This is a genomic window from Ruegeria sp. E8, assembly GCF_056533985.1.
In genome coordinates this window covers 171,860-196,298 of sequence record NZ_JBQFOY010000002.1, presented here as the reverse complement: position 1 = coordinate 196,298, position 24,439 = coordinate 171,860, and the positions used below count along the sequence as shown (strand labels likewise).

Genomic DNA, 24,439 nt, shown 5'->3' with positions numbered 1-24,439 from the left:
GCTTCCCATAGCTCGGCGCTCAAGCCAAGAATTATGTTTGTTTTGGCAGGTCTGGCGGACGTAAGGGCAGTTATTTCTGCTCGGGGTCTTCCATATAGCGCTGCAGAATGCTGAATTGCAGCATCAGGAAGGCCATCAGGGCAATCGGAAAGCCAAAGGTTTCAATCTTGACCCACAGGTCCGTCGACATGGTGCGCCAGACAAACTCGTTTGCTGCGGCCAGAACAGCGAAACAGGCACAGAGGCGGCGTGTCAGGATCATCCAGCCTTCGTGTTTCATCGGCAGCAGCTCATCCAAAACATAGGCCAGATAGGATTTCTTCTGCATCAGGCCGATGCCGAGGATCAGCGCAAACAGTCCGTAGACGAGTGTGGTCTTCATCTTGAAGAAGCGTTCGTCATTGAACCAGGCTGTGAGACCGCCGAAGAAGATCACCATGAAAGCAGTGAAAATCTGCATCCGGCTGAGCTTGCCGGTCAGGTACCACAGGATGCCCATCGCCCCCAACATCAGTGGAACAAAAATGATCGTTGCGACGATAAATCCGGAATATTCGATGTCGCCAATCAGAAAGCTGTCGTCACGCAGGCGCAGGTAGATGAAGAAGAAGGCCAACGGGGGCCCAAGTTCCAGAACCTGTTTCAAAAACGGGTTGATATCTTTTTTGCCTGTCATCGGTACTTCCTGCTGCTTACCCGCCCATTTCAACTATTACGGCGCCGAGTGCAATCAATGCCATCAATGCAATGCGTCTGGGACCGACGGTTTCTTTCAGGACAAGCCAGCCGATCAGCGCCGCGAAGACGGTCGAGGTTTCGCGCAGAACAGCCGCTTCGCCGACTTTGTCCAACCTTGTGGCCAGCATGATCGAGCCAAAGGACAAGGGGGCGATGATCCCTCCGACAAACCCTCGCAGCATCAGCGGACCGGGCGCGGGTCTGTGCGTCATCGCGCGCCACCTGAGGAAAGCGTAGATCGGCATGACCGCGCCGTCGATCATGAAAAACCACGCCAGAAAGGTGAACGGATCGGCGGTGGCGCGAATGCCATAGGCGTCATAGGTGGTGTAAAGGGCCACGAAAAGGCCGGTGATGATCGCCAGTGTCAGCGCGATGCCCAGCGTATCGCGGTTGGTTTCGAGGAACTTGAAATTATAGGCGGCCAGCCCGAAGATCCCGGCCAGCAGGGTAGCGACCCCCAGCCATTGAACGGCCGTGAAGGTTTCGCCGAACAAAAGGTATGCGCCGATAACTGTGAACAACGGGCCGGTTCCGCGCACGACCGGGTAGACGACGGTATAAGAGCCCTTGGTATAAGCCATGGCTTGCAGGGTCTTGTAGGCAATGTGGATCAGCCAGACGAGCGCGAAGATCGGCCACATATGCGGTTCGGGCCAGGGCACCACGAAGAAGGCGAACGGGGCGGCCATCAGGCAATAGCAGGCGTCGATGGCACCGCGGGACAGCCACGGGTCATGTCGGCCTTTTTGCAGCGCTCCGAACGCGGCGTGCAGGAACGCGGCCATCAGCGCCAGCGCCAACGCCAGTTGGTGGCCGGCTTCGGTGCCTTCGAGAGAGATCAGCCAGTCGCTCAAATACGCAGACCTTTTGTGGGGCGGAGAGGGTAGGGGGCTGTCTGCCCCCCACACCCCCCGAGGATACTTTTGGCCAGATGAAGAGGCGGATCAGCCTTTGTCGAGACCGGTCAGGGCGGCGGCGAATTCTTCGGGGTCGAAAGGGGCAAGGTCGTCGATCTGTTCGCCGACACCTATCGCGTGGATGGGCAGGCCGAATTTGTCTGCCAGTGCAACCAGAACGCCGCCCTTTGCGGTGCCGTCCAGTTTAGTCATGACCAAGCCCGAGACGTCGGCCAGTTTGCGGAAGGTTTCCACCTGGCTCAGCGCGTTCTGGCCGGTTGTGGCGTCGAGGACCAGCAGAGTGTTATGCGGGGCCGTTTCATCGACCTTGCGGATGACGCGGACGATCTTGGCCAGTTCCTCCATCAGGTCGGCGCGGTTTTGCAGGCGGCCCGCAGTGTCGATCATCAGCAGATCGGCACCTTCGGCCTGTGCGCGAGTCAGCGCGTCGAACGCGAGGCTGGCCGGGTCCGAACCCTCAGGCGCTGTCAGAACCGGAACCCCGGCGCGGTCGCCCCAGACTTGCAACTGTTCAACGGCAGCGGCGCGGAAGGTGTCACCGGCGGCGATGACGACTTTCTTGCCCGCCTCTTTGAACTGGCTAGCCAGCTTGCCGATTGTGGTGGTCTTGCCCGAGCCGTTGACACCGACGACCAGCACCACTTGCGGGCGCCTGGGATAGATCGGCAGGGGCTTGGCCACGGGTTCCATCACGCGGGCCACCTCTTGTGCCAGCAATTGCTTGATTTCCCGGGTCGAAAGTTTGCGACCAAAGCGCCCTTCGGCCATGTTCGAGGTGACGCGAAGGGCCGTGTCGACGCCCATGTCCGAGGCGATCAGCAGCTCTTCGAGCTGTTCCAGCATGTCATCGTCCAAGGTGCGGCGCATTTCGGTGCTGCCGCTGCCGCGGTTGAACAGGCGGTTCAGGATGCCCTTGGATTCAGGGACTTCCGGTGGCGGAGTGACGGGCGTCGGGTCGGCAGGGATCGGAGCGGGTGGTTCAACCGGTTGCGGGGCCGGGGCTGGGTCCGGAATCTCGGGCACCGGTTGCGGTTCGGGCTGCGGTTCCGGGATTACCGGGTCGGGCGTGGCCGTTTCCTCGCCGCCATCTTCGACGATGGCTTCCAGCCCCTCTTCCAGACGAGAGGAGGATTTGAACAGCTTGTCCTTTAGCTTTGAGAAAAACGCCATTTTTTGTCTCCGCAGGTGTTCCCTTCACCTAATGCGGATTTGCGGCAGTTGCAAAGGGTCACGCGAACGCAAGGACAAAGCCGAGCTGTGCGCCCCAGTAGAGGGGCCAGACCAGATAGGGTGTCACCTTGAGGGAGGGATGGTTTGGCGGCAACAGGAACTTTTCGGTCGCCAGGATCAGATCGGAGGCGATGAAGGCGATGGCGGCTGGAAAGGCCCAACGCAAAGCGCCCGCATCCGGCAGTGCCAATACAGTGATCCCCATGCCGAGGATGATGGGGATATAAGCCAGAACCGGTCCCTTCAGGTCTCCGGCGCGGGGCTTTAGCAATGTAGCCATGATGATGCCCAGAATGACCAAGGACCATACAATCGCGGGTGCATTCCAAATCAGCGCGGCGGAACTGGCGGGATGAGACAGGAACAGAGCGATATAGGCCAGATGCCCGGCGGCGAACGCGGCGATGCCCGCCATGAATGTAGCATCCGTTTCGCGCGACAACAGAGCGTCGCCTGACGCACAGAGCACAAGCGCGAGAACCAGCAACCAAGGCCCGCCTTGCAAGGTGGCGATGACTGCCAACAAAGCGACTGAAGCGGTTTTCAGTACAGTACGCAAAGAACTGGCGGGCCGCGCCGTCAGGGGCAGATAACCGACAGCACAGCCAAGGGCGATCCAGATCAATATGGTTGTCATGTCATCTCCGAGCCGTTTCAGAACAATCTGATCCGGGGTGTCGCGTTGAAGCAACCGCTTACGTTGAGTTAAGCAACGTGTGACGGCCTAAGCGTAAAGGGTGAATGGCGTGTCCGGGGCGCATCTGACAAAATAAGCGCATGTTCAGATTTCTGATGATTCTCGCGACCTTCGCCGCGCAGTCCGTGGCGGCCCAGACGCCTTTGTCTGGTTCGGAATTCGACAAGTATACGCAGGGGAAAACCCTGTTCTACGGGTTCGAAGGGCAGATTTACGGGGTTGAGCGGTACTTGCCGAACCGCCGTGTGATCTGGTCTTTTCTGGACGGGAATTGCAAGGAAGGTATCTGGTATCAGCGGGACGAGCAGATCTGTTTTGTCTATGAAGACAGGCTGGATCCGCAATGCTGGGTCTTTACTCGATCCGGCGGCGGCCTGATCGCGCAGTTCGAAGGCAATCCGGAAGCGACCGAGCTGTATGAGGCAGAGGATCTTGGGGAAGAAATGGTCTGCTACGGGCCCGACGTTGGTGTCTGATCAGTCGGCCCGAAGCTCATCGTAACTGATCATGACATGTGTTTGGTAAGCTGACCTGTCTGCCAGCCTTTCGTAATATCGGCGCAGGTTGGGCAGTGATGCGCGCGAAATCTCGATATCGTAGTAGCGATAGAGAATGTGACCCAGTTGAATGTCCGCCAAGGTCAGGTCGAGGCCGCACAGGAAGGTGCGCTCAGATAGTTGTGTATCGGCGATGGCCAATGTGTTCTCTAAAGCCGTAACCGCCTTTTCGATTGCTTGTTGGTCCTGTTCTGCCTGCTGCGTCCGCACGACTTGCCAGAACACGGGCACTGTGAACGCCAGAGCAACGTTGATCTTGGCCCATTCCGCCCATTTATCCACTTCGGCTTGCTTGACCGGGTCACGTGGCCAGAATTTGTCATCGCCATAGGTATTGGCCAGATATCGCAGGATCGCGCCTGTTTCCCAAAGCGGTGGATGATTGCCGTCCTGTATCACAGGGATCGTGCGGTTTGGGTTCAGTTTGCCAAAGTCATCCGTGTTCAGCCCGCCGTATTTGTGCCCCAGATCGTGGCGGTGAAAATCCAGCCCCAACTCACAGACACACCACATCAGGGCCTGAACATTCGATGATGTCTTGCGGCCCCAGATGGTCAGCATGACTTAGAACAGCGATCCCTGATCCGGGGCGTCCGGTTTGGGTTTCTTGGGCGGTGATTTTGCCGCCGCTCCGGTGCTGAGAATGCCATCGGCAAATTCGATATCCAGTGCTGTGTGCTTGGCGGCCTGAGCTTTGGTGGTGACGACGTTCCCGTCTGCTCGGACGACGGCATATCCGCGTTCCAGCGTGGCTTTGTAGCTGAGTGTTTCGCGCAGGCGGTCTGTTGCTTCAAGCTGTTGTTGAAGGCGATCCAGCCGCGTGGTTTGCGCTGTGTTCATCCGATCGCCAAGCCGGGTGAGGTTTTGCCGCTGCTGGTCGATTTCGCGCTGGATCGGGCGTAGGGACAGGCGCGAGGACAGGTTGCGTAGTGATTCCTGCCGTGTCGAAACCAGACTGCGAAGAGTAGAAGGGCGAAGGTGAGCGGACAGTTCCACCACTTGCAGACGACGATTTTGAACTCCTCGGGTCAAGGCAGGTGTCAGGCGATCTGCAATTAAATCAAGGCGTTGGCGCGGGGTGTTCAACAGGCTGTCCGGGCGCGGCAGGGCGCGGGACAGATCCCGCAGCCTTTGCGTTCGGCGCTGCACCGCATCCGTTGCTGCGCGCGACAGGCGAGCGCCTTGCTCTCCGGTCCATGCGAGCAGTTCCATACGGACGGGCACTGCCAGCTCTGCTGCCGCAGTGGGTGTGGGTGCGCGGCGATCTGAGACAAAGTCAATCAGCGTCGTATCGGTTTCGTGCCCGACAGCCGAGATCAGCGGAATGTCGGATGCAGCGGCAGCGCGGGCGACAACCTCTTCGTTAAACCCCCAGAGATCTTCGATAGACCCGCCGCCACGCGCCACAATGATCAGATCGGGGCGTGGCAACGCGCCGCCGGGCGTCAACTGGTTGAAGCCTTCGATGGCACGGGCAACCTCGGGTGCGCAATTCGCCCCTTGAACTGCCACGGGCCATATCAGCACCTTGCGCGGGAACCGATCCCGCAGACGGTGCAGAATATCGCGGATCACCGCGCCCGAAGGGGATGTCACCACACCAATGATCTGCGGCAGATAGGGCAGTGGTTTCTTGCGTTCGGGCGCGAACAAGCCCTCGACCTCAAGCTGTTTCTTACGCTTTTCCAGCAACGCCATCAGGGCGCCCTGTCCAGCGACTGAGACCTCATCGACGTTCAGGTTGTATTTGGATTGCGCACCAAAGGCGGTGAGGCGTCCCGTGACGACAACCTCCAACCCTTCTTCCGGCACAACGGAGAGGCCCGAAATCTGACCCTTCCACGTGGTGCAGGCCAGAACGTTCCGGTCATCTTTGATATCATAATACAAGTGTCCCGAACGTGCTTTGAATACGCGTCCGACCTCACCGCGTACCCGGATTCGCCCAAACGAGCCTTCGAGAGTTCGTTTCACCTCTCCCGAGATATCAGACACCGTGTATTCGGGGGTATTCTGGCCCGGAATCGGGTCATCAAGCAGATCGGACATTTCAGCGCCTTGTTTCAAATGCCGGGCCAGCTTAGAACGCCGCGCAGGCAAGGCCAAGCAGATCGGAGAGCATTCATGAACATCCTCATTCTCGGCAGCGGCGGGCGCGAACACAGTCTCGCCTGGGCAGTGTTGCAAAACCCCAAATGCGACCGTCTGATCGTGGCTCCGGGCAATGCCGGGATCGCTCAGATCGCGGATTGCGCGGCACTGGATATCGAGAATGGCGGGGCTGTTGTCAGCTTTGCCGAAGAAAACGCAATTGATTTCGTGATTGTCGGCCCCGAGGCTCCGTTGGCCGCCGGTGTGGCTGACCGTCTGCGCGAGGCCGGGGTGCTGGTTTTTGGCCCGTCGGCCGAGGCGGCACGGCTGGAAGCATCGAAAAGCTTCACCAAGGAGATCTGCGACGCCGCCAATGCCCCAACCGCAGCTTATGCCCGGTTCACCGAAGCTGAACCCGCCAAGGCTTACATTCGCGCGCAAGGAGCGCCGATTGTTGTCAAAGCCGACGGTCTGGCGGCGGGCAAAGGCGTGATCGTCGCGATGGACGAAGAGACGGCACTGGAAGCGATAGACGACATGTTCGGCGGTGCCTTTGGTGGCGCTGGAGCGGAAGTCGTCATTGAAGAGTTCATGGACGGCGAAGAGGCTTCGCTGTTCGTTTTGTGTGACGGTGAGAACATTCTGTCCGTCGGCACCGCTCAGGACCATAAGCGTGTTGGAGAGGGCGACACCGGGCTGAATACGGGCGGCATGGGGGCGTATTCCCCGGCACCCGTGCTGAGCGCAGAGGTGGAAGCGCGCGCAATGGAAGAGATTGTGCGCCCGACCATTGCCGAGATGAAACGCCGGGGTACGCCATTTCAAGGTGTCCTTTATGCGGGGCTGATGATCAAAGACGGTCAGCCTCGTCTTGTGGAATACAACGTTCGATTTGGCGACCCCGAATGCCAGGTGTTGATGATGCGTCTGGGTGCTCAGGCGATGGACCTGATGCATGCCGCAGCTGAGGGTCGGTTGGGTGAGATGCGCGTGAACTGGGCTGATGATCACGCGATGACGGTTGTGATGGCGGCCTTGGGCTATCCGGGTGCGTATGAAAAGGGTTCAGTCATCAAGGGGCTGGACGGAATGCCCGAGGACAGCAGCAATATGGTGTTCCATGCAGGCACCAAAGCAGTTGAGGGACAGGTGCAGGCTGCCGGTGGGCGGGTCTTGAACGTGACTGCGCGCGGTGAAACGCTGCAGAAGGCGCGGGATCGGGCCTATCAGATGGTTGATGGCGTGGAATGGCCCGAAGGGTTCTATCGACGCGATATCGGGTGGCGTGCTCTGGAGAGTTGATCGGGCAGGGGGCTTTGCCCCCTCGGCCTGCGGCCTCACCCCCAGGATATTTTTAGCCAGATGAAGAGGCGGATCAGCAGCTCAAGGCCTGAGCGAGACTGTCGGGGTCGTTGAATGGGCCGAGATCGGTTTTGATCCAGCCGTTGTCATAAGAGACGCTGATGATTCGCGACCAGTCGGCGCTGACCACGATCAATTCCGGGCGGTTGGCGCAGTCGCGTAAGCCGCCGGAGATGAAATCCTCGCCGATCTTATGGTTGGTCAGACCGGGAATCGAGGCGACCTCGGTCAGGGCGTTGTCCTTGTATCGCCAGATGCGCAGCGTCTTGGCGAGGTGCGGGCGGTCGATGTAAGCGATTTCGACATGGCCGTCGCCATCCAGATCGGCGGCTCCGATTGGGGCGAGCCAGCGGAAGCGGGTGCCGATATGGGGTGTGGCGGCGATTTTCTTGCCGCTTGCGTTGTAGATGGCGAGTTGTGCGCCAAGTTGTTCTTGGGATTCAACGACAACAGCTTCGGGTGTGCCGTCTGTATCAATGTCCAGAAGCCGTGGTTCGAGATCTTCGAAGACGCGATCTTGTGGTAGGCGAATCATTACGGTCGTTGGAGCTGAGTTGGCACTTTGACTGCGAAGTTCTAATGCACCGAATTCGACGTTATCTCCCAATACTCCGTGCGCATAGCGCGTGGTTGGTTCTGTGAACCTGGCCGTCTTTATTTGATCGGCCGTAGTTGCTGTGCCGAAAGCCGATCCCCAGACGCTCAGAGCTGTCAGCGCGCCGCGTGCCCGCCCTCGCCAGAGGCGATCGGGGGGACGCGGCGCTTTGGGAAGCATCAGATTTGCTTTTCGGGCATCTGAACGACCAGACCGTCCAGCGCGTCCGTGACCTTGATCTGGCAGGTTAGGCGCGAGCGGGCCGGGTCGGGTTCGTAGGCAAAGTCCAGCATGTCTTCTTCCATGTCATCCTTTCCGGGAATTTTTTCGACCCAGTCGGGGTGGATATAGACATGGCACGTTGAACAGGCACAGGCGCCGCCGCAATCGGCCTCGATGCCGGGAATGTTGTTGTCACGGGCCCCTTCCATGACGGTCAGTCCGTTGGCGACTTCGACAGTGTGTTCGGTACCGCCGTGCTCGACATAGGTGATCTTTGCCATTGCGTGCGTCTTCCTTTTGCGATGTTCGAATTCTTCCTTAGTCAAGGCATTTAAGTCTTTCCAGCCTCATTTGCGACTCAGTGCGCCGCGTCTGGACTTTCTTGCCGTGTGTTCTATATTTGTTCTCATGCTTGATGCTCCTGTTCGCCCTGCGTTTTCAAACCGGGACTGGCCGCGCGCGCCGTCCTGTTTGCCATCCGATCAGTTGAACGCACCGCCCGAGGGCGCGCGCGTGGCCGTGGCGGGGCTGGTTATCCTGCGGCAAAGGCCCGGGACGGCCAAGGGGGTGATCTTTCTGACGCTGGAAGATGAGACCGGGATCGTGAATGTGGTGGTCTGGCGCAAAATCTACGAACAGTTCCGCCGCGCGGTGATTTCGGGACGGTTGCTGAAAGTGACGGGTCGGATGCAGCGGGCGCATTCGGTGACCCATGTGATTGCAGAAGAGATCGAGGATATTTCGGGGATGCTGGATCTGTTGGTGCGGGGCGAGGGGTAGGTCTGCTTTACGGGTAACGCGGAGCTTTGCTCGCCTCAAAACGTGTGTTCTGAGCAGTGCCGATCTGTTCTCTTTGATCCATACGCCGATCAGAGGCGCTTTTCCGCCACTTTCACACCGGTTGGTCGACTCTCGGATGTCGGGCAGGTACTGGCAGACATCGTTACGCGTTGGCCTTTGTCAGAGCATGGGTATGGTCGCGCCACTCAAAGCCATCTCAGAGTTCAGTCCGGATGTCTAAAGTACCACAACATGGATCGCTGGAAGAAACGGCTTGGCAGGATGAGAGCCAGATCGCCGGTCGTCTTGCCGAACTCTCAGAGTTCACGCGCTCGAAGGGTTATGTCCATACCGCCAGAATGATCGAGGAGGCATTGAACGCCTATTCCTTTGAACGCAGGCACCTAGGGGTCGCCGAAACATACCTTGCGGAATTGCAGCAGGTGAAGGGCATTGAGGTGCCGCAGTCGGTGGAAGGATCTGCCCGAAAACAGCGCAGAGTTCCGAGTTTTCGTTCCAGTCGGTCGGCGAAGTCAAATAGCTTGCCGTCCGATAAGACCAAGCTGTTGGCCGGGCAGGCACTGGCAGAAGGGGCAACACAAAGGCAAGCGGCACTTGTCCTGACATCCCGGATGCGTGTTGACGGTCGGAATGTTGCGGTGCTGCGCGGTGGGCACAGGAAAGGCAAGCCGATGTCTTTCCCCGCGGAACCTGAATTCCAGTTTCGCTAACGAGGCTTGCTGTTGCACAAGCACCAAGGGGGATGATCACATTCCGGCGCAAGACAGATTTAGTATTTTGCGCAACACGTCTGAATAATTCTGATTTCAGCCAGCTGCTGCAGGTCGCACACGAAAGTCAGCAACGGCTATATCGCATCGACAGGGCGTATCGTTCCGGGACAAAGCGCCCCTGTAGATCCAAAGGGCGCATGACCGGAAATAGCCAAGAGACAATAGGTCTGACAGCAAAGCAGAGCGTTTTGGAACGCTCCCACCACTAGGAAAGGTGGGAGCAGGAAAAGCCAGGTTAGGCCAAGCTACGCTTTTTCCGACGACCCACTGCAAACAAGCCACCGATGCCTCCGATCAGCAACCAGCCAGCGGCGGGCAGCGGTACCGGAGCAATCGTGTACTGACCGTACAGCGTTGCGTGGTTCTGCATGTTTTCCGTCGTGTTGAAGCCGCTCGAGATGGTGCTGCCACCGTCCTGAGAAAAGCCAAGCACCGAGAACACGTAATTCTGCCCACCAAAGCTGAAGGTTTGCGAACCCAGATTGTTGGAAATGGTCACGATGTCGTCACAGGCCGGAGATTGGCCAGGGCAGTTGCTCGGACGGTTCAGGGTCTCATTATGTGTAATGCCAAATGACGACGACACAAGTGGGCCGCCACTGATGAGAATATCAACCATGAGGTCGACAGAACTCAGAGTCGTTCCCTTAATTGGAAAGTTCAGATGGGTGAATTGACCGAGTGAAAACGCCGTGCCCGGCAGCAGGCCGGAAATCGGTGTACCAGTCGGTGTGAATTCATAACCGCTAGAGTTTCCACCGCTTCCCCAGCTAAGAGAAATCGTTGAGCCCGAGGCGCTTTCAGTAATGCCACTTGACGGGTTAACGTTCTGCCAGGACGGTGTAATATTGGAAATTGTCAGTGCCGAAGCACCGCTGGCGGCCATCACCGCAGCAACCGCTATTGCAGCAACGTTTCCTTTGAGAGCCATGTTCCCACCTTCAAAAATATCACCAATTACGAACCACACTCTTTGCGAGTGTCTAAGGTACCTAATCACACTTTGATAGCGAGCGCCACATTGACGCCACTTTTTCACCTCAAATTAGGTGGATTGTCTCAAAAGTAGAGCAAAAGTGTAAACAATAAGTCCTATTGTACCTGTAAGTGCAGTGTAAAAGAAAAAACAATATGCTCGATTTCAGCTATTTTTAGCCATCTGGAAACAAAGATCTTCGGCGTGGGACATCGCCTCAATAACGAATCACGTCATCATGTGCTGGTGAGGGACGTTACTTTTCACCTGTCCACCATAAGCTTGACGGCGCGTTGCTTGTAGCAATGAAAAACACTCGCCTGACGGTACTTCACAGGCATTGTGCCATGACGGGATTTGGAAGGGCCGTCATGAGGCATGGGCAAAACGAACAGGTGGCGACTGTCTTTCGTAGCGCACAGGTAGTGTGGAAGTCCTAGGGATTTTAAGGGTATGGGTCAGATACATCTCACCGCTTGAACAGAACAGTCTGTACCTGCTTGTCCCGGTGATCCCCGCGCAGCTCTGCATGCAACGCCCGTCCTGCCTGCACACCCGAGCGGGCGCTGACCGTTTCCAACCATCGGGTGAAATGAGGTTTGTCCTCCAGCACCTGCTGTTGCCCTTCCCACAGGCTGGCCCACCCCCAGATCGACATATCGGCAACCGAATAGAAGTCGCCCGCGACGTACTCGTGTTTTGCCAGCCGGCGGTCGAGTACGCCGTACAATCGGCCAACCTCGGCCCGATAACGGTCTTTGGCATAGGGCAGGTCCTGCGGTGGGTCCAGTTGAGGGGCGTATTTCAGGAAGTGATGCGCCTGACCGGCCATTGGGCCAACGCCGCCCATTTGCCACATCAGCCATTCTTCGACCGCGATCCGGTCACGCTCGTTCTTGCCATAAAACCGCCCTGTCTTGCGGGCCAGATACATCAGGATCGCGCCGCTTTCGAAAACCGAGACGGGTTCGCCATCTGGGCCATCCGGGTCGACAATGGCGGGCATTCGGTTGTTCGGGGCAATTTTCAGAAACTCGGGTTCAAACTGATCCCCCTTGCCGATGTTGATCAGGTGAGTGGTATAGGGCAGTTCCATCTCTTCCAGTGCGATGGACACCTTCCAGCCATTTGGCGTGGGCCAGAAATACAGATCGATAGGGTTGGTCATGGCTCCTCCGTATCTTCCGGATCATGCGATTTTTCGCCTGATCGGCAAGAGGCGGTTACGAAAGCGTGACGGAGCCAAGCACGGACTTGACGGAACGCATCCCGAGGCGTATGGCAGCACAGAATTGTGTGGCGATTTGTTACCGGATTGCGGGCCACGTTAAACAACACCGCTAAAAGGTCAGGATGAAAGACCCCTTTCGCTTGGCCGCGTCTGGGGTTTTTTGTTTGCCTCCGCCGGAGGCTGAAAGGAATGAGATGAGCGAGAACTGGAACAAACGCACCCAAGCCGTCCACGGGGGCATCCGCCGCAGTCAATACAACGAGGTGAGCGAAGCGATTTTCCTGACGCAGGGCTTCGTGTACGACAACGCAGAACAGGCCGAAGCCCGGTTTCTGGAATGCGGCCCCGACGAATTTATTTACGCCCGTTACGGCAACCCGACCGTATCCATGTTCGAACAGCGCATCGCGGCGCTGGAAGGCGGCGAGGATGCGTTTGCGACGGCCTCGGGCATGGCGGCGGTCAATGGTGCGTTAACCTCGATGCTCAAAGCCGGGGACCATGTTGTTTCAGCAAAGGCGCTGTTCGGGTCGTGCCTGTACATCCTTGAAAACATTCTGACCCGCTATGGCGTTGACGTGACCTTTGTCGATGGCACCGATCTTGAGCAGTGGAAGGCGGCGATCCGCCCGGACACCAAAGCGGTTTTCTTCGAATCCATGTCGAACCCGACGCTGGAAGTGATCGATATCGCTTCCGTGTCCGAACTGGCCCATGCTGTTGGCGCGCTTGTCGTGGTTGATAACGTGTTCTCGACGCCGGTCTTTTCGCGCGCGATAGAACAGGGCGCGGACGTTGTCGTCTATTCGGCGACCAAGCATATTGACGGGCAGGGTCGTGCGCTGGGCGGTGTGATCATCAGCACCAAGGAATTCATCCGCGGAACTGTTGAACCCTATCTGAAGCATACAGGTGGCGCGCTCAGCCCGTTCAATGCCTGGGTCATGCTGAAGGGTCTGGAGACCATGGCGTTGCGGGTCAACGCGCAGGCCGAAAGCGCGCAAAAAATCGCAGAGGCACTGGAAGGGCACCCCGCGTTGGAACGTACCCTTTACCCCGGTTTGAAAACCCATGCGCAGAACGCGCTGGTTCAATCTCAGCTGGGCGGGAAGGGCGGCACCGTGCTGTCTCTGGATATCAAAGGTGGCAAGGACGGGGCCTTTGCGTTCCTGAATGCGATGACCATTCCCGTGATTTCCAACAATCTGGGCGACGCCAAGTCTATCGCGACGCATCCGGCAACGACTACGCACCAACGCCTGAGTGATGCGCAGAAAGACGAATTGGGTATCACTCCGGGACTGATCCGGCTTTCGGTTGGCCTGGAAGATGCCGGGGACCTGCTTGCCGACCTCCGGCAGGCGTTGGAGGTCTCGCAGAGGTAATCGCGCGCACCCCGAGCGTTTGTTTTGATCGGCGGCCAAGCCGCTCGTGACGTGTGCAGCCTTGTTTTTAGGGCAACATGTCGGGTGGAACAGGGGGGGCGTCAGCCAGCGATCCCGTCAAAAACGGCGCAATCCGTTGTGGAATGACGGTTTTGCGCCGGTTTTTTCGATCCGGACTGCTATTGCCCACGTATCGTGGTTAGACTGGAAAAAGAACTGCAGTCGTATATATTCCGACGACCAATCGAGGAACCGCAGCCGATGAACGTTCACCCGCGCGACATTGATGACACCCCGGATCAAGAAAAAGCCGCCGAGGCCCTGAAAGTTCTGCGGCAATGGGCGCAATCTGCCACTGCTTCGGAAATCAGCCAGTTGGATCCGTCCATTGCGCGTCTGGTACCCGGCCTGACTGCGGTGAACTATCCTTCGCTGTCGCGCGAATACCCTGAGGATTTCGCAGTTGACGCGGATTACCGCGCGTCCCTGCCGGATTTGCAAAACGGTCCGTCCAGCCTGATCCGTGGTGCAAAGCAGCAGATTCAGCATGTGGGTATCTCGAACTTCCGCCTGCCGATCCGGTTTCATCGGAAAGACGGTGAAGATCTGACGCTTGAGACGTCGATTACCGGGACCGTCAGCCTTGAAGCCGAGAAAAAGGGCATCAACATGTCCCGGATCATGCGGTCCTTCTACAAACATGCCGAGCGTACGTTCAGTTTTGAGGTTATGGAGGCGGCACTGGACGACTACATGACCGATCTGGACAGTTTTGACGCACGTATCCAGATGCGGTTTTCCTATCCGGACAGGATCAAAAGCCTGCGCTCGGGTTTGGAAGGGTACCAGTATTACGACATCGCGCTGGAACTGGTTGAACAAGGCGGTGTGCGCCAGAAGATCATGCATCTGGACTATGTCTATTCTTCGACCTGTCCATGCTCGTTGGAGCTGAGTGAACATGCCCGTTCCATGCGGGGGCAATTGGCAACCCCGCATTCGCAGCGTTCCGTTGCAAGGATTTCTGTGGCGGTGGATTGCGATGCAGACTGTTTGTGGTTCGAAGATCTGATCGCGCTCTGCCGACGTGCGGTTCCAACCGAGACGCAGGTCATGGTCAAGCGCGAAGATGAACAGGCCTTTGCCGAGTTGAACGCCGCCAACCCGATCTTTGTCGAAGACGCCGCGCGGCTGTTCTGTGCTGAATTGCTGGCAGATCATCACGTCGGTGATTTCCGTGTCGTCGCCAGCCACCAGGAAAGCCTGCACAGCCACGATGCTGTGTCGATTCTGACCGAGGGGCCGACCTTTGCAGCATCCAGCCTGGACCCAAAACTGTTCACTACACTGTTTCATGTCGGGTAATTTACCCTGCGTAAGCGGTTAGAATTTAATCAAAGATTGCAGCCGTAAGCGCTCTTTTGCCGCAACGCAGCAAAAATGCTGCGATTGCGCTATCTTTTCCTGTATGTTTGCCGGGAATGCAGCAACCGTATGCCTTTCAGCAGAAAGGAACACGGCCCCGAAAGGAAGCCGAGACGTGAGACGCCTTGGACTGCAAGACCGCAATCACCGCTCGGGCAATTCGGGCGGGCAAGGCGCTTTACCCACGAAATTAGGGCTGCATCCTTTTTACAGGAGAAACATGTAATGAATCCGATTACCCAACCGTTGGAGTTTCAGGCCGCGGCATTTCGCATGGCGGGCTACGCAGTGGTCAACCAGATGAAAATCATGCAGATCATGACCCGGTCCGCGCTTGAACTGCCGATGGTTCCTGTTCACGCGCTGCATCTGGCGGCATCCGTCCCCGCTCCGGCCGCGGAAAAGCCGGCTGAGAAACGAGCAGCACAGCCCAAGCCCGCTGCGCCGCGTACCAAACGCGCCGCCACTGCGGTATCCGCTGCGAAAAAGCCGCCGCAAAAAGCAACGCCCAAGAAACCAGCAGCCAAATCAGTCGAATTTACCGCAAAACCGCGCACAGCTTCGGCAGCACCGGCGAATGTAAAGCCTGCCACCACTGCCGAAGCCAATCCAAACGTCAAACCGGTTGAACCTGCCGCCAAAGCCGTAAAACCGGCTGCACCTGCAAAAAAGACATCTGTCAAACCCTCTCCGGTCAAGGCGACGCCAGTCAAAACGGCACCGGCCCGCGCTGCGTCGACCAAAGCTGCTCCGGCACCGGCTAAAGCGGCTGCGACTAAACCCGTAGCACCTTCGGTGACGGATAATACAGCTGCCAAACGCGAGGCAGCACCGGCGAAACCCGCATCAACATCTGAGGCAAAGCCAGCTTTGGCGGTTGAACAGCCCAAACCTCGGGTGCGCAAAACGCGTAGTCCGTCCAAACCACCCGTGATGCCCGGGGCAAATACCAAAACCGACACGTAAAAACCGGGACCATCTGCTTGACACGGTCGGGCAGGCGCGCCAACGCTGCGCGTTATGATGGATCTTCGCCCGGTCGGATATGTGATTGGCTTGCTGGTCGCCATTCTTGGGGCGACCATGCTGTTCCCTATGCTCGCGGATTTTTTCGAGGGGCGTGGCGAATGGCACGTGTTTCTGGAAAGTGCCGTCATCACGATGCTGACCGGCGCCGTTCTGGCGATGAGCTGCGCCAATGGCGTGGGCGAGGGGCTGACCATTCGGCAGACCTTTTTGCTGACAACCGGCGTCTGGGTCGCGCTGCCTGTTTTCGGGGCAATTCCGTTCCTTTTCGGTGAAACCGAGCTGCGCTTTGTCGATGCCTATTTCGAGGCGATGTCGGGGCTGACGACAACGGGCTCGACCGTGATTTCGGGGTTGGACACACTGCCACGTGGGCTATTGCTGTGGCGCGGCATCCTGCAATGGCTGGGTGGCATCGGTATCATCGTGGTCGCGATGGTGTTCCTACCGGAATTGCGGGTTGGCGGTATGCAGATCTTCCGCTCGGAAGGGTTTGAGACCATGGGGAAAATCCTGCCACGCGCGCAAGAGATCGCGGGGCAGATTTCCCTGATCTACGTTTTTCTGACTGTTGTGTGTGCGCTGGTCTATGCCGGGTTCGGGATGAGCTTTTTCGACGCCATGGTCCACTCGATGACCACAATCGCGACCGGTGGCTTTGCCAACTACGACGCCTCTTTCGCGACGTTCTCGGGCCCGGTGGAATATGCGGCTGCTGTGTTCATGATCCTGGCCGCGCTTCCTTTTGTGCGTTACGTCCAGCTGGCCAACGGCCACACCGCATCACTATGGGAGGACAGTCAGATCCGGGCCTTCCTTGCGACGGTTCTGGTTCTGGTCGTCATTATGACTGTCTTTCTGACTTCGGTCTTCCCGCATCATTGGGAGCAGGCCTTTCGCGAATCCTTGTTCAACATCACCTCAATCATTTCGGGCACTGGATACGCCAGTGTCGATTACATGGGCTGGGGCAGCTTTCCGATCATGCTTTTTTTCCTGATCGGATTGATCGGTGGTTGCGCTGGATCGACCGCGTGTTCGATAAAGATTTTCCGTTACCAATTGCTGATTGCGTCCATCAAAACCCAGATCAGACGGATCAGGTCCCCGCATGGGGTGTTCATGCCGCTTTATGACGGGCGGCCTGTGGGGCGGGATGTTCTGACATCGGTGATGAGCTTTTTCATGTTCTTCGTTCTGTCGATGGGCGTGTTGTCCTGGGCCTTGGCGCTGACGGGCCTGGATTTCATTACATCCGTGTCCGGGGCCGCAACGGCGCTGGCCAATGTAGGCCCGGGCCTCGGCGATCAGATCGGACCGGCGGGGAACTTTGCCGGTCTCAGCGACACGGCCAAATGGTTGCTGACAATCGGAATGCTGGTCGGGCGGCTTGAGCTGTTGGCCGTTTACGCGATCTTCACCGTTCAATTCTGGAGAGGCTGATGAAAAGACCCCTTGGCGCGCAAATCTCGCATATGCTCAAGGATCGAGGCGTGGATGTGATTTTCGGCATTCCCGGCGTTCACAATCAGGAAATGTATCGCGGCATCGAAGAGGCCGGAATTACGCATGTTCTGGCCCGTCACGAGCAGGGCGCCGGGTTCATGGCTGACGGTTATGCGCGCGCGACAGGACAACCGGGGGTCGCCTATGTGATTACCGGGCCGGGTCTGTGCAACATCATGACACCGATCGGACAGGCCTACAGCGACTCGGTGCCCATACTGGTGTTGTCATCTTGTCTGGATGAAACGCAGGCGCATCGCGGTCAATTGCACCAGATGAAAGATCAACGCGCGGCGGCCGGGACGGTTGCGGACTGGTCGGCGCAGGCCGATACCGCCACAGCAGCGTATGGGCTGATCGAGCGTGCGTTCGAAGAATTTGAGCTGTCGCGACCTCGGCCCAAACACATTCAGGTGCCTATTGCGCGGTTGGAGGCTGAGGCCGAGCCTGCCCCATTCCCCAACCAACCGGGATTGCGAACCAAGGCCTTGCCGCCTGATGTGTCTTCGGTTGTATCCATGCTGAACCTGTCGCGCAGGCCATTGTTCATTCTGGGCGGCGGATGCAAGTCGAATGATTGGCGGCAGATTTTAACGCAGCTGGGCGCTGCCTGCTTTACGACATATGCCGGGCGCGGGCTGCCGGGTGCGAACTATCCACTGGACTTCGGATCCATGTTGCCACGTCCTAGCAGTGCCGAGGTTATAGCCTCGGCTGATCTTGTGATTGCGGTTGGCGCTGAACTGGGTGAGGTCGATTTGTGGCGGCACGAATTGGGACACCAGGCGACGCTGATCCGCGTGGATCTGGACCCTGAGGTTCTGTCTGATCGCCACCGCGCTGCAATCAAATTGCAGGCTGATAGTCAAAGCTTTGCCCGCGCCTTGTGGCTCGCGACCGAGGACATGAAACCAGCGACCGGATGGTCGACGGAAGAAGTGGCCGAAGCCCGCGCCCGATGGCGTGCCGAGGTGGATGCCGAACGGCCCGGGATTGTTCCGATTGCGGATGCACTGCGCGAAGCCATGCCTGCCGACACCATGATCTATTCGGACATGACTCAGTTCGCTTATGTCGCAAAAGAGGTTTGGGACATGGCCTATCCCCATCACTGGCATCATCCGACAGGGTTTGGCACCTTGGGGTACGGGTTGCCGGCCGGAATTGGCGGAGCGGTGGCGCGGCGCGGGAAACCAACCGCAGTTATCGCCGGGGATTACGGGTTCCATTACACAATGCAGGAACTGGGCGTGGCGGTTGAACTGGGTTTGCCGCTGCCGATCATTCTGTGGGACAACGGCAAGCTGAAAGAGATCGAAGACAGCATGGTACGCAGCCAGATCGCCCCCAATTCGGTCGTGGCGCATAACCCGGATTTCTGTAAGCTGGCCGAGGCTTTTGGCGCGCGCTCCACATCACCTTCGACTCTGGCAGAGATGCAAGGCGCAGTCCGTGCCGCTTTCGATGCGCCTGTACCGACCTTAATCTATGTGACACCGGACATTCTGTAACAAAAAAGCGCCGCAAATTCATGCGGCGCATTTTGCTTGGATGTGTTGCCGGATCAATCCCAGCAGTGAACCAGCACCGTCATGCCGTTGGCGCGCCGGTTCAGCTCGTTAGGAGAGATCTGTGTGGTCTCTTCGCTGGACTGACCGGACACACCGGCCTCTGCCAGGATTTCGGTCAACCGATCAACGGTGGCCGCAAGGCTGACCGATGCTGGCAGGGTGCGGCCTTCTGAAGGTGTGGGTAGCAACATGCCCACAACATTGCCGCTGTCATTAAAGACAGGGCCGCCCGCGTCGCCCGGTTGCGCGCTCAGGGCCAGGCGTTTGACACCGGTTTCGCCGTTCAGGCCACGGATATCTGCGATCTGGCCATAGGTTAGTGAGGGGCCACCCAATGCGCCCTGATAGGAAAAGCCGGACACGGCCACTTCGGACTGAATGCGCGGTTGAGCAGCGCTGAACGCGGCAACGCTCATCGGTGCCAGGGCTTGCGCGGGTCTCAGAACCGAAACGCCAAGGTCCTGATCAGTCAGAGCCAATTGAACCTCCTGATCACCATCCAGAGTGATCCGCGTGCAGCTGTCCGCCGCCTCGGATACGGTCAGAACGGTGCCATTCTCATCAGCAAAGAAACCGGACCGTGACAGTCGGGGTTTGCGAATCTGAAGACCCGAAACCAGATCGATGCGCTGTTCCGCATCTGCACCGGCCGCGGCATCCAGAACCGTATCCGTCGTGCTGAAGCTGGACGTCATGGCGGCCAGAACACGCAGGCGGCGTGCCTCATCCCCTTCGGGCCAGACCAAGGTGAAACCCTTGATCTCGCCGTCCGCCAGCCGCGCTTGCGTGAAGGACACAATACCGTTGCCGCGCCCTTCCAGCGTGAACTGGTTACGTCCCAGGTTACGAGGGCCATTCAGCGGCACGATCTCAAGCGATTGCATCACCTCGTATAGTGCGCGCAGCGTGTTCTTGTCGCCGTCCTGGCTGATCAGAAGTGCTTTGGCATTCAGGTCCGAGGTGCCATTGAAGTGCACGAAGGGGGCCTCATACCGGTCAAGGCTCACGGCGCCCAAAGGCAAGTCGAGCGAAATCCCGGCCTTGTCGTCTGAATACCGTTCCATCCCGACCGAGATCAGCGGTGCATTGTATTCATCCATCAGGGCCTTGCGTTGCAGCGTGGTCAGAACGCCCGTGACCTCATAGCCGTTGAACCGCTGCCAGTCGCCCATCGAGCGGCGGGTGCCTTGCCCAAAAGCGCCATCGATGGTCGAGTTGTAAAACCCTTCCGCGCGCAAGGCAGTTTGCAAATCCTTGCGCTCCTGCGCGGTCAGCAGACGTTCTGATTGAAGCGCCTGCGTGCGGGTTTCATCCGAATTCTGAGGGGTGACGACCGCAGGTGCCTCGTCCGGTTGTGCCGCGGGCGCAATAGGCGTCGAGATGGTGCCACGGCTTAGGACATTTGCCCCAATTGGCCAGAACTGTTGTCCCATTGCGCTGGAAAACGCGATGTAGCTGTCGCGAGGAATTTGTCCTTCGGCCCGGTAGACACGCAGCACCTGTTCAGCGTCGGTGCGCGTGTAGGGCCCGATCACAATCGCGTACCAGCCACTGTTGAGGCGGAACCCGTTTACATCAGGTAATGCGCCAGCATAGGCCTGAGCCCGCTCCTGCGCTTCGCGCAGCGAGGGTTGAGCCTCGACCTGAACCCAGACGCCGGGGTCTTGTTGAGCGGTTGCGGCGCGCAGGCCGACCAGAAGAAACAATAGGATTGCTGAAAATACGCGTATCATAGTCTGCCCGTGTTATGCAGTGTTCATGCTTTGGCGCAGAATACGCGATTTCATTTGCCGAACGCCATGCCATGAATGCGGGGAATTTACGGTGTGGCCCTGCAGATACAGAGGCAGGTCAAAGCCCCGTTGACGCCCCTTGGCCCCTTGCATAGGAAGGGCAAAACCGACCGGAACCGGGCGCACGGGTGCCCAGAGGGAATGTCATGACCGAACCGACCAGCGCACCGCGTTCATTTCAGGAGATTATCCTGCGGCTTCAGACCTATTGGGCCTCGAAGGGCTGCGCGATTCTGCAACCCTATGACATGGAGGTTGGGGCAGGGACGTTCCATCCCGCGACCACTCTGCGCGCGTTGGGGTCAAAGGCTTGGGCCGCGGCCTACGTTCAGCCCTCGCGCCGCCCGACGGACGGGCGCTATGGTGAAAACCCGAACCGGTTGCAGCATTACTATCAGTATCAGGTGCTGATCAAACCCAGCCCGCCGGACCTGCAAGAGCTGTATCTGGGTAGCCTCGAGGCGATCGGCATCGACATGGACCTGCATGACATCCGTTTTGTCGAGGATGACTGGGAAAGCCCCACTCTGGGTGCCTGGGGTTTGGGCTGGGAGGTCTGGTGCGATGGCATGGAAGTCAGCCAGTTCACCTATTTCCAGCAGGTTGGCGGCCACGACTGCGCGCCGGTTTCGGGCGAGCTGACCTATGGGCTTGAGCGTCTGGCGATGTATGTTCTGGGTATCGACCACGTGATGGATATGCCGTTCAACGATCCGCAATCGCCCAGCCCGTTGAAATACGGTGACATTTTCAAGCAGACCGAAGAAGAATACGCCCGCTGGAATTTTGACGTGGCCAACACCGAGGTTCTGCTGCGCCATTTCGAAGAGGCCGAGGCAGAGTGCGCCGCAATTCTCGCGCAGGACCACGACGATCCCAAGACCGGCAAGCGCATCATCATGGCGCACCCGGCCTATGATCAATGCATCAAGGCATCACATATCTTTAACCTGCTGGATGCGCGGGGCGTCATTTCGGTCACCGAGCGGCAAGCCTATATCGGGCGTGTGCGCGCGCTGGCCAAGCAATGTGCGGATGCGTTCGTGCTGACCGAGGCCGCCGGGCATACAGCCTGATGCGGCACTCAGGCCAGCCCGGGCAACAGCGCTTTCAGGCCGTCGGCAATCATGCTGACGGCGATGGCCGTCAGAATCATTCCCATGAAACGGCTCATGATCACACGCGCGGTGTTGGACAGGCGTTCAGCCAGCCAGGCGGCGTTCCAGAACGTGATCAGAAGAAGCCCGACCACCGAAAGAAATACTCCCGCATAAACAAAGGCTTCGACTGGCGTCTTCACCCTGTGCGCATAGAGGATCAACGTGGTGATCGTGCCGGGGCCAACCAGAATGGGAAAGGCCAGCGGGTAAAAGGCCACCGTATCGGGCTCGGGGTACGCTTCCTTTTCCCCCTTCGTTCCGTGATGAGACGTGCTTTCGTGCCCGTTCAGCATGTTGAGGCCGATCATCATGACAACCAGGCCACCTGCGACACGCAGGTGATTGACACTGATGCCAAAAAGACCAAGCGCTTGACTTCCGACGAAGGCAAAGGCAGCCCCAAGGATCAGGCAGTATGTCACCGTCTTTACCGCAACCTTGCGCTGTTCGGCGGCAGGCAGGTCCTGAGTAACGCTCAGAAACACCGGCAGGTTGGTGACCGGGTTCATGATCGCAAACAATGCACCAAAAAAACCGACGGCGAGAGTGGTTTCCATTCTGCTGACCTCGTTTCTGCCTGTACGTGGATGAAACCTGTCCTATTTTACAAGAACTTGAAAGGGGCGACCTGAAAGATGACGGGAAAACTGCTTGCTATCATTCTGTTGCTGTCGGCCGCACTGGCTGGCGCAGGCATGTATTATTTGCAGGTCTACGGCTTTTACTATGAGGTTGAACCGCAACCGGGTCAGGATGTCACCCTTGTGGTTGATGGGGTCGAAGGGCCAACGCCCATCGCCTATTCGGTTTTCCAGGCGATTGACGCAGACAGTTCTCCGATCCGGTACCGCGCCTGTTTCGAAACCGAACTGACACCGGATCAGATGGGCGGGTTTGTTCCGGTCGAGAACCCCGAGCCTTTGACAGCGCCGGGCTGGTTTGACTGTTACGATGCAGTAGCGCTGGCAGATGCGCTCAAATCCGGGCAGGCGCGGGCGTTCATGGGGACGAAGAATATTCACTACGGTGTCGACCGAATCGTGGCGATTTCTGCGGATGGCAAGGGCTACATCTGGCACGCGTTGAACAATTGCGGTGAAAAAGCCTATGACGGAACGGTTGTGGGTGAAGAATGCCCACCGCGGCCGGAAAACTAAAGGAGCATCACGTGGGCCATGTCATTGAAATCCCCGATTTCCTGACGGCCACGTTGGGGTTTGCGGTCTATCTGATCGGGGCCGAGATCAACGCCCGCGTCGCGACCCTGCGCAACTTCAATATCCCCGAGCCCGTAACGGGCGGCTTGCTGGCCTCATTGATTGTTCTGCTGCTGTATCTGGTGTTCGGCATTGAACTGTCCTTTGGCCTGACGGCCCGGGATTTCCTGCTGGTTCTGTTCTTTGCCGGCATTGGCCTGAACGCGCGTCTGTCTGATCTCATTGCGGGCGGCAAGCCGTTGCTTTTGCTTTTGATTCTGACCCTGGCAACGATTGTGTTCCAGAATGTGATCGGTGCCGCAGGGGCTGCGATGTTCGGCTATCCTGCGCAGGCTGGCGTTTTGTTTGGTTCCGCCGCGCTGATCGGTGGGCACGGGACAGCCATTGCATGGGCTCCGGACGTGGCCGAGGTTACGGGTCTTGACGGCGCAACCGAGCTTGGGGTGGCCGTTGCCACTCTGGGCTTGGTCCTTGCTGCTTTGGTCGGTGGTCCAATCGCGCGTGTTCTGGTGGAGGGGCGCGGTCTGACACCGGACCGCCCTGATGAAGAGCATAGCATTGGGCTACCTGAGGACTATGAAGGGCACGTCACCCGGATCGACCACCTGACCGTTATGCGCGTGTTGCTCTATCTGAATCTGGCTATCATCTCAGGATATGCTCTGGGCGAGGTGATAACGGCTGCCGGGTTGAAGCTGCCGCTGTTCGTGCCGTGTCTGATCATGGGCATTGTGATCGCCAATCTGCGCGACGCATTGTTTCCCAACGCGCCAAAAGTATCGCGTACGCCATCGCTGGCTCTGATCTCGGAATTCGCGCTGGGTGCCTTTCTGGCGATGTCTCTCATGAGCCTGCAACTCTGGACCATTGCAGAACTGGGCCTTGCGATAGTCGTGATCATGACGGCGCAGACGCTTTTTGCTGTGCTTTTCGTCCTTTGGGTGCTGTTCCCGGTCATGGGCTCCAATTACCGCGCCGCTGTGCTGGCGGCCGGGTTTGGTGGCTTTGCATTGGGTGCGACACCCACCGCGATCGCAAATATGACGGCCGTGACCAAGCGATATGGTCCGTCACCTATTGCCTTTATCGTGCTGCCCCTTGTATCCGCCTTCTTTGTGGATATCGCCAATGCCATCGTCATCCAGACGATCGTCAATTTCTAA

At 58.1% G+C, this 24,439-nt stretch carries 24 protein-coding genes and 1 riboswitch; of the genes, 12 read left to right on the top strand and 12 right to left on the bottom strand.

Going from position 1 to position 24,439, the window contains the following annotated elements:
- Window positions 1-70 precede the first annotated feature (70 nt).
- The 4 genes from ACR0LF_RS04535 to ACR0LF_RS04520 all read right to left on the bottom strand — a co-directional run bounded on the left by ACR0LF_RS04535 (window position 71) and on the right by ACR0LF_RS04520 (window position 3,525).
- Window positions 71-676 carry an inner membrane-spanning protein YciB gene (locus ACR0LF_RS04535; RefSeq protein WP_480575603.1) on the bottom strand — a complete coding sequence of 202 codons (606 nt, stop codon included), beginning with the start codon at window positions 674-676 and terminating at the stop codon, window positions 71-73.
- Window positions 677-692: 16 nt separating this feature from the next.
- Window positions 693-1,595: an EamA family transporter gene (locus tag ACR0LF_RS04530; RefSeq protein ID WP_480575600.1), complete on the bottom strand. Its 903-nt coding sequence runs from the start codon at window positions 1,593-1,595 to the stop codon at window positions 693-695.
- A 90-nt stretch (window positions 1,596-1,685) separates the two neighbouring features.
- Complete coding sequence (gene ftsY / locus ACR0LF_RS04525) at window positions 1,686-2,828, bottom strand: signal recognition particle-docking protein FtsY (RefSeq protein WP_480575597.1); 1,143 nt, start codon at window positions 2,826-2,828, stop codon at window positions 1,686-1,688.
- Between the two features lie 58 nt (window positions 2,829-2,886).
- A complete protein-coding gene (locus ACR0LF_RS04520) occupies window positions 2,887-3,525 on the bottom strand; it encodes a lysoplasmalogenase family protein (protein WP_480575594.1) in 639 nt (212 codons plus the stop codon).
- Window positions 3,526-3,665: 140 nt separating this feature from the next.
- Here ACR0LF_RS04520 and ACR0LF_RS04515 point away from each other — a divergent pair, with 140 nt between their 5' ends.
- Window positions 3,666-4,061: a hypothetical protein gene (locus ACR0LF_RS04515; RefSeq protein WP_480575591.1), complete on the top strand. Its 396-nt coding sequence runs from the start codon at window positions 3,666-3,668 to the stop codon at window positions 4,059-4,061.
- Here the strand turns inward: ACR0LF_RS04515 and ACR0LF_RS04510 are convergent, their stop codons facing one another.
- Window positions 4,062-4,703 carry a glutathione S-transferase family protein gene (locus ACR0LF_RS04510; RefSeq protein WP_480575588.1) on the bottom strand — a complete coding sequence of 214 codons (642 nt, stop codon included), beginning with the start codon at window positions 4,701-4,703 and terminating at the stop codon, window positions 4,062-4,064.
- Between the two features lie 3 nt (window positions 4,704-4,706).
- Complete coding sequence (gene xseA, locus ACR0LF_RS04505; RefSeq protein ID WP_480575585.1) at window positions 4,707-6,191, bottom strand: exodeoxyribonuclease VII large subunit; 1,485 nt, start codon at window positions 6,189-6,191, stop codon at window positions 4,707-4,709.
- Between the two features lie 75 nt (window positions 6,192-6,266).
- On the opposite strand from xseA, the gene purD reads away from it, so the two are divergent.
- Window positions 6,267-7,535: a phosphoribosylamine--glycine ligase gene (gene purD, locus ACR0LF_RS04500; protein ID WP_480575582.1), complete on the top strand. Its 1,269-nt coding sequence runs from the start codon at window positions 6,267-6,269 to the stop codon at window positions 7,533-7,535.
- Between the two features lie 73 nt (window positions 7,536-7,608).
- On the opposite strand, the gene ACR0LF_RS04495 is transcribed toward purD, so the two are convergent.
- Window positions 7,609-8,370, bottom strand: coding sequence for an FG-GAP repeat domain-containing protein (locus tag ACR0LF_RS04495; RefSeq protein ID WP_480575579.1), 762 nt, complete (start codon window positions 8,368-8,370; stop codon window positions 7,609-7,611).
- Entirely contained in the window at window positions 8,370-8,693 is a 324-nt protein-coding gene (locus tag ACR0LF_RS04490) for a 2Fe-2S iron-sulfur cluster-binding protein (protein ID WP_170742441.1), read from the bottom strand. Before ACR0LF_RS04490 ends, ACR0LF_RS04495 begins: the two co-directional genes overlap by 1 nt.
- Window positions 8,694-8,820: 127 nt before the next feature.
- Between ACR0LF_RS04490 and ACR0LF_RS04485 the strand changes: the two genes are divergently transcribed.
- Both ACR0LF_RS04485 and ACR0LF_RS04480 read left to right on the top strand, forming a co-directional pair.
- Window positions 8,821-9,192 carry an OB-fold nucleic acid binding domain-containing protein gene (locus ACR0LF_RS04485; protein ID WP_480575576.1) on the top strand — a complete coding sequence of 124 codons (372 nt, stop codon included), beginning with the start codon at window positions 8,821-8,823 and terminating at the stop codon, window positions 9,190-9,192.
- 233 nt (window positions 9,193-9,425) lie between these two features.
- Entirely contained in the window at window positions 9,426-9,923 is a 498-nt protein-coding gene (locus ACR0LF_RS04480; RefSeq protein ID WP_480575573.1) for a hypothetical protein, read from the top strand.
- A gap of 298 nt (window positions 9,924-10,221) precedes the next feature.
- On the opposite strand, the gene ACR0LF_RS04475 is transcribed toward ACR0LF_RS04480, so the two are convergent.
- The gene (locus ACR0LF_RS04475) at window positions 10,222-10,956 is read right to left on the bottom strand and encodes a THxN family PEP-CTERM protein (protein ID WP_480575570.1); all 735 of its coding nucleotides are present in this window, start codon (window positions 10,954-10,956) and stop codon (window positions 10,222-10,224) included.
- A gap of 475 nt (window positions 10,957-11,431) precedes the next feature.
- Complete coding sequence (locus ACR0LF_RS04470) at window positions 11,432-12,130, bottom strand: glutathione S-transferase N-terminal domain-containing protein (RefSeq protein ID WP_480575567.1); 699 nt, start codon at window positions 12,128-12,130, stop codon at window positions 11,432-11,434.
- A gap of 118 nt (window positions 12,131-12,248) precedes the next feature.
- Window positions 12,249-12,326: riboswitch (SAM riboswitch) on the top strand.
- 61 nt (window positions 12,327-12,387) lie between these two features.
- On the opposite strand from ACR0LF_RS04470, the gene metZ reads away from it, so the two are divergent.
- The 5 genes from metZ (at window position 12,388) to ACR0LF_RS04445 (ending at window position 19,046) form a co-directional block, all read left to right on the top strand.
- Complete coding sequence (gene metZ / locus ACR0LF_RS04465; RefSeq protein WP_480575565.1) at window positions 12,388-13,578, top strand: O-succinylhomoserine sulfhydrylase; 1,191 nt, start codon at window positions 12,388-12,390, stop codon at window positions 13,576-13,578.
- Window positions 13,579-13,839: 261 nt separating this feature from the next.
- Window positions 13,840-14,943 (top strand): GTP cyclohydrolase FolE2, encoded by a 1,104-nt coding sequence (folE2, locus tag ACR0LF_RS04460; protein WP_480575562.1) that lies wholly within the window; start codon window positions 13,840-13,842, stop codon window positions 14,941-14,943.
- 285 nt (window positions 14,944-15,228) lie between these two features.
- Window positions 15,229-15,969, top strand: a complete 741-nt coding sequence (locus ACR0LF_RS04455; protein WP_480575559.1) for a hypothetical protein — start codon at window positions 15,229-15,231, stop codon at window positions 15,967-15,969.
- 54 nt (window positions 15,970-16,023) lie between these two features.
- Window positions 16,024-17,472, top strand: coding sequence for a TrkH family potassium uptake protein (locus tag ACR0LF_RS04450; RefSeq protein ID WP_480575556.1), 1,449 nt, complete (start codon window positions 16,024-16,026; stop codon window positions 17,470-17,472).
- Entirely contained in the window at window positions 17,472-19,046 is a 1,575-nt protein-coding gene (locus ACR0LF_RS04445) for a thiamine pyrophosphate-binding protein (RefSeq protein WP_480575553.1), read from the top strand. The genes ACR0LF_RS04450 and ACR0LF_RS04445 overlap by 1 nt, the downstream gene beginning before the upstream one ends.
- A 53-nt stretch (window positions 19,047-19,099) precedes the next feature.
- Here the strand turns inward: ACR0LF_RS04445 and ACR0LF_RS04440 are convergent, their stop codons facing one another.
- Window positions 19,100-20,839 (bottom strand): serine protease, encoded by a 1,740-nt coding sequence (locus ACR0LF_RS04440; protein WP_480575550.1) that lies wholly within the window; start codon window positions 20,837-20,839, stop codon window positions 19,100-19,102.
- Window positions 20,840-21,045: 206 nt separating this feature from the next.
- On the opposite strand from ACR0LF_RS04440, the gene ACR0LF_RS04435 reads away from it, so the two are divergent.
- Window positions 21,046-21,975: a glycine--tRNA ligase subunit alpha gene (locus ACR0LF_RS04435; RefSeq protein ID WP_480575547.1), complete on the top strand. Its 930-nt coding sequence runs from the start codon at window positions 21,046-21,048 to the stop codon at window positions 21,973-21,975.
- A gap of 8 nt (window positions 21,976-21,983) precedes the next feature.
- Here ACR0LF_RS04435 and ACR0LF_RS04430 read toward each other — a convergent pair whose 3' ends face one another.
- Window positions 21,984-22,616 (bottom strand): MarC family protein, encoded by a 633-nt coding sequence (locus ACR0LF_RS04430; protein WP_480575544.1) that lies wholly within the window; start codon window positions 22,614-22,616, stop codon window positions 21,984-21,986.
- Between the two features lie 78 nt (window positions 22,617-22,694).
- On the opposite strand from ACR0LF_RS04430, the gene ACR0LF_RS04425 reads away from it, so the two are divergent.
- Window positions 22,695-23,216, top strand: coding sequence for a DUF6446 family protein (locus ACR0LF_RS04425; RefSeq protein ID WP_480575541.1), 522 nt, complete (start codon window positions 22,695-22,697; stop codon window positions 23,214-23,216).
- 11 nt (window positions 23,217-23,227) lie between these two features.
- Entirely contained in the window at window positions 23,228-24,439 is a 1,212-nt protein-coding gene (gene gltS, locus ACR0LF_RS04420) for a sodium/glutamate symporter (RefSeq protein WP_480575538.1), read from the top strand.

Bases quoted from the DNA above. Each gene is read 5' to 3' on its own strand.
- ACR0LF_RS04510 (WP_480575588.1), bottom strand. From the start codon at position 4,703: ATGCTGACCATCTGGGGCCGCAAGACATCATCGAATGTTCAGGCCCTG.
- ACR0LF_RS04450 (WP_480575556.1), top strand. From the start codon at position 16,024: ATGATGGATCTTCGCCCGGTCGGATATGTGATTGGCTTGCTGGTCGCC.
- ACR0LF_RS04480 (WP_480575573.1), top strand. From the start codon at position 9,426: ATGTCTAAAGTACCACAACATGGATCGCTGGAAGAAACGGCTTGGCAG.
- ACR0LF_RS04515 (WP_480575591.1), top strand. From the start codon at position 3,666: ATGTTCAGATTTCTGATGATTCTCGCGACCTTCGCCGCGCAGTCCGTG.
- ACR0LF_RS04440 (WP_480575550.1), bottom strand. From the start codon at position 20,839: ATGATACGCGTATTTTCAGCAATCCTATTGTTTCTTCTGGTCGGCCTG.
- ACR0LF_RS04425 (WP_480575541.1), top strand. From the start codon at position 22,695: ATGACGGGAAAACTGCTTGCTATCATTCTGTTGCTGTCGGCCGCACTG.
- ACR0LF_RS04435 (WP_480575547.1), top strand. From the start codon at position 21,046: ATGACCGAACCGACCAGCGCACCGCGTTCATTTCAGGAGATTATCCTG.
- ACR0LF_RS04455 (WP_480575559.1), top strand. From the start codon at position 15,229: ATGAATCCGATTACCCAACCGTTGGAGTTTCAGGCCGCGGCATTTCGC.
- ACR0LF_RS04535 (WP_480575603.1), bottom strand. From the start codon at position 676: ATGACAGGCAAAAAAGATATCAACCCGTTTTTGAAACAGGTTCTGGAA.
- folE2 (WP_480575562.1), top strand. From the start codon at position 13,840: ATGAACGTTCACCCGCGCGACATTGATGACACCCCGGATCAAGAAAAA.
- ACR0LF_RS04490 (WP_170742441.1), bottom strand. From the start codon at position 8,693: ATGGCAAAGATCACCTATGTCGAGCACGGCGGTACCGAACACACTGTC.
- ACR0LF_RS04485 (WP_480575576.1), top strand. From the start codon at position 8,821: ATGCTTGATGCTCCTGTTCGCCCTGCGTTTTCAAACCGGGACTGGCCG.
- ACR0LF_RS04445 (WP_480575553.1), top strand. From the start codon at position 17,472: ATGAAAAGACCCCTTGGCGCGCAAATCTCGCATATGCTCAAGGATCGA.
- ACR0LF_RS04495 (WP_480575579.1), bottom strand. From the start codon at position 8,370: ATGCTTCCCAAAGCGCCGCGTCCCCCCGATCGCCTCTGGCGAGGGCGG.
- ACR0LF_RS04520 (WP_480575594.1), bottom strand. From the start codon at position 3,525: ATGACAACCATATTGATCTGGATCGCCCTTGGCTGTGCTGTCGGTTAT.
- purD (WP_480575582.1), top strand. From the start codon at position 6,267: ATGAACATCCTCATTCTCGGCAGCGGCGGGCGCGAACACAGTCTCGCC.
- xseA (WP_480575585.1), bottom strand. From the start codon at position 6,191: ATGTCCGATCTGCTTGATGACCCGATTCCGGGCCAGAATACCCCCGAA.
- ftsY (WP_480575597.1), bottom strand. From the start codon at position 2,828: ATGGCGTTTTTCTCAAAGCTAAAGGACAAGCTGTTCAAATCCTCCTCT.
- metZ (WP_480575565.1), top strand. From the start codon at position 12,388: ATGAGCGAGAACTGGAACAAACGCACCCAAGCCGTCCACGGGGGCATC.
- ACR0LF_RS04430 (WP_480575544.1), bottom strand. From the start codon at position 22,616: ATGGAAACCACTCTCGCCGTCGGTTTTTTTGGTGCATTGTTTGCGATC.
- ACR0LF_RS04470 (WP_480575567.1), bottom strand. From the start codon at position 12,130: ATGACCAACCCTATCGATCTGTATTTCTGGCCCACGCCAAATGGCTGG.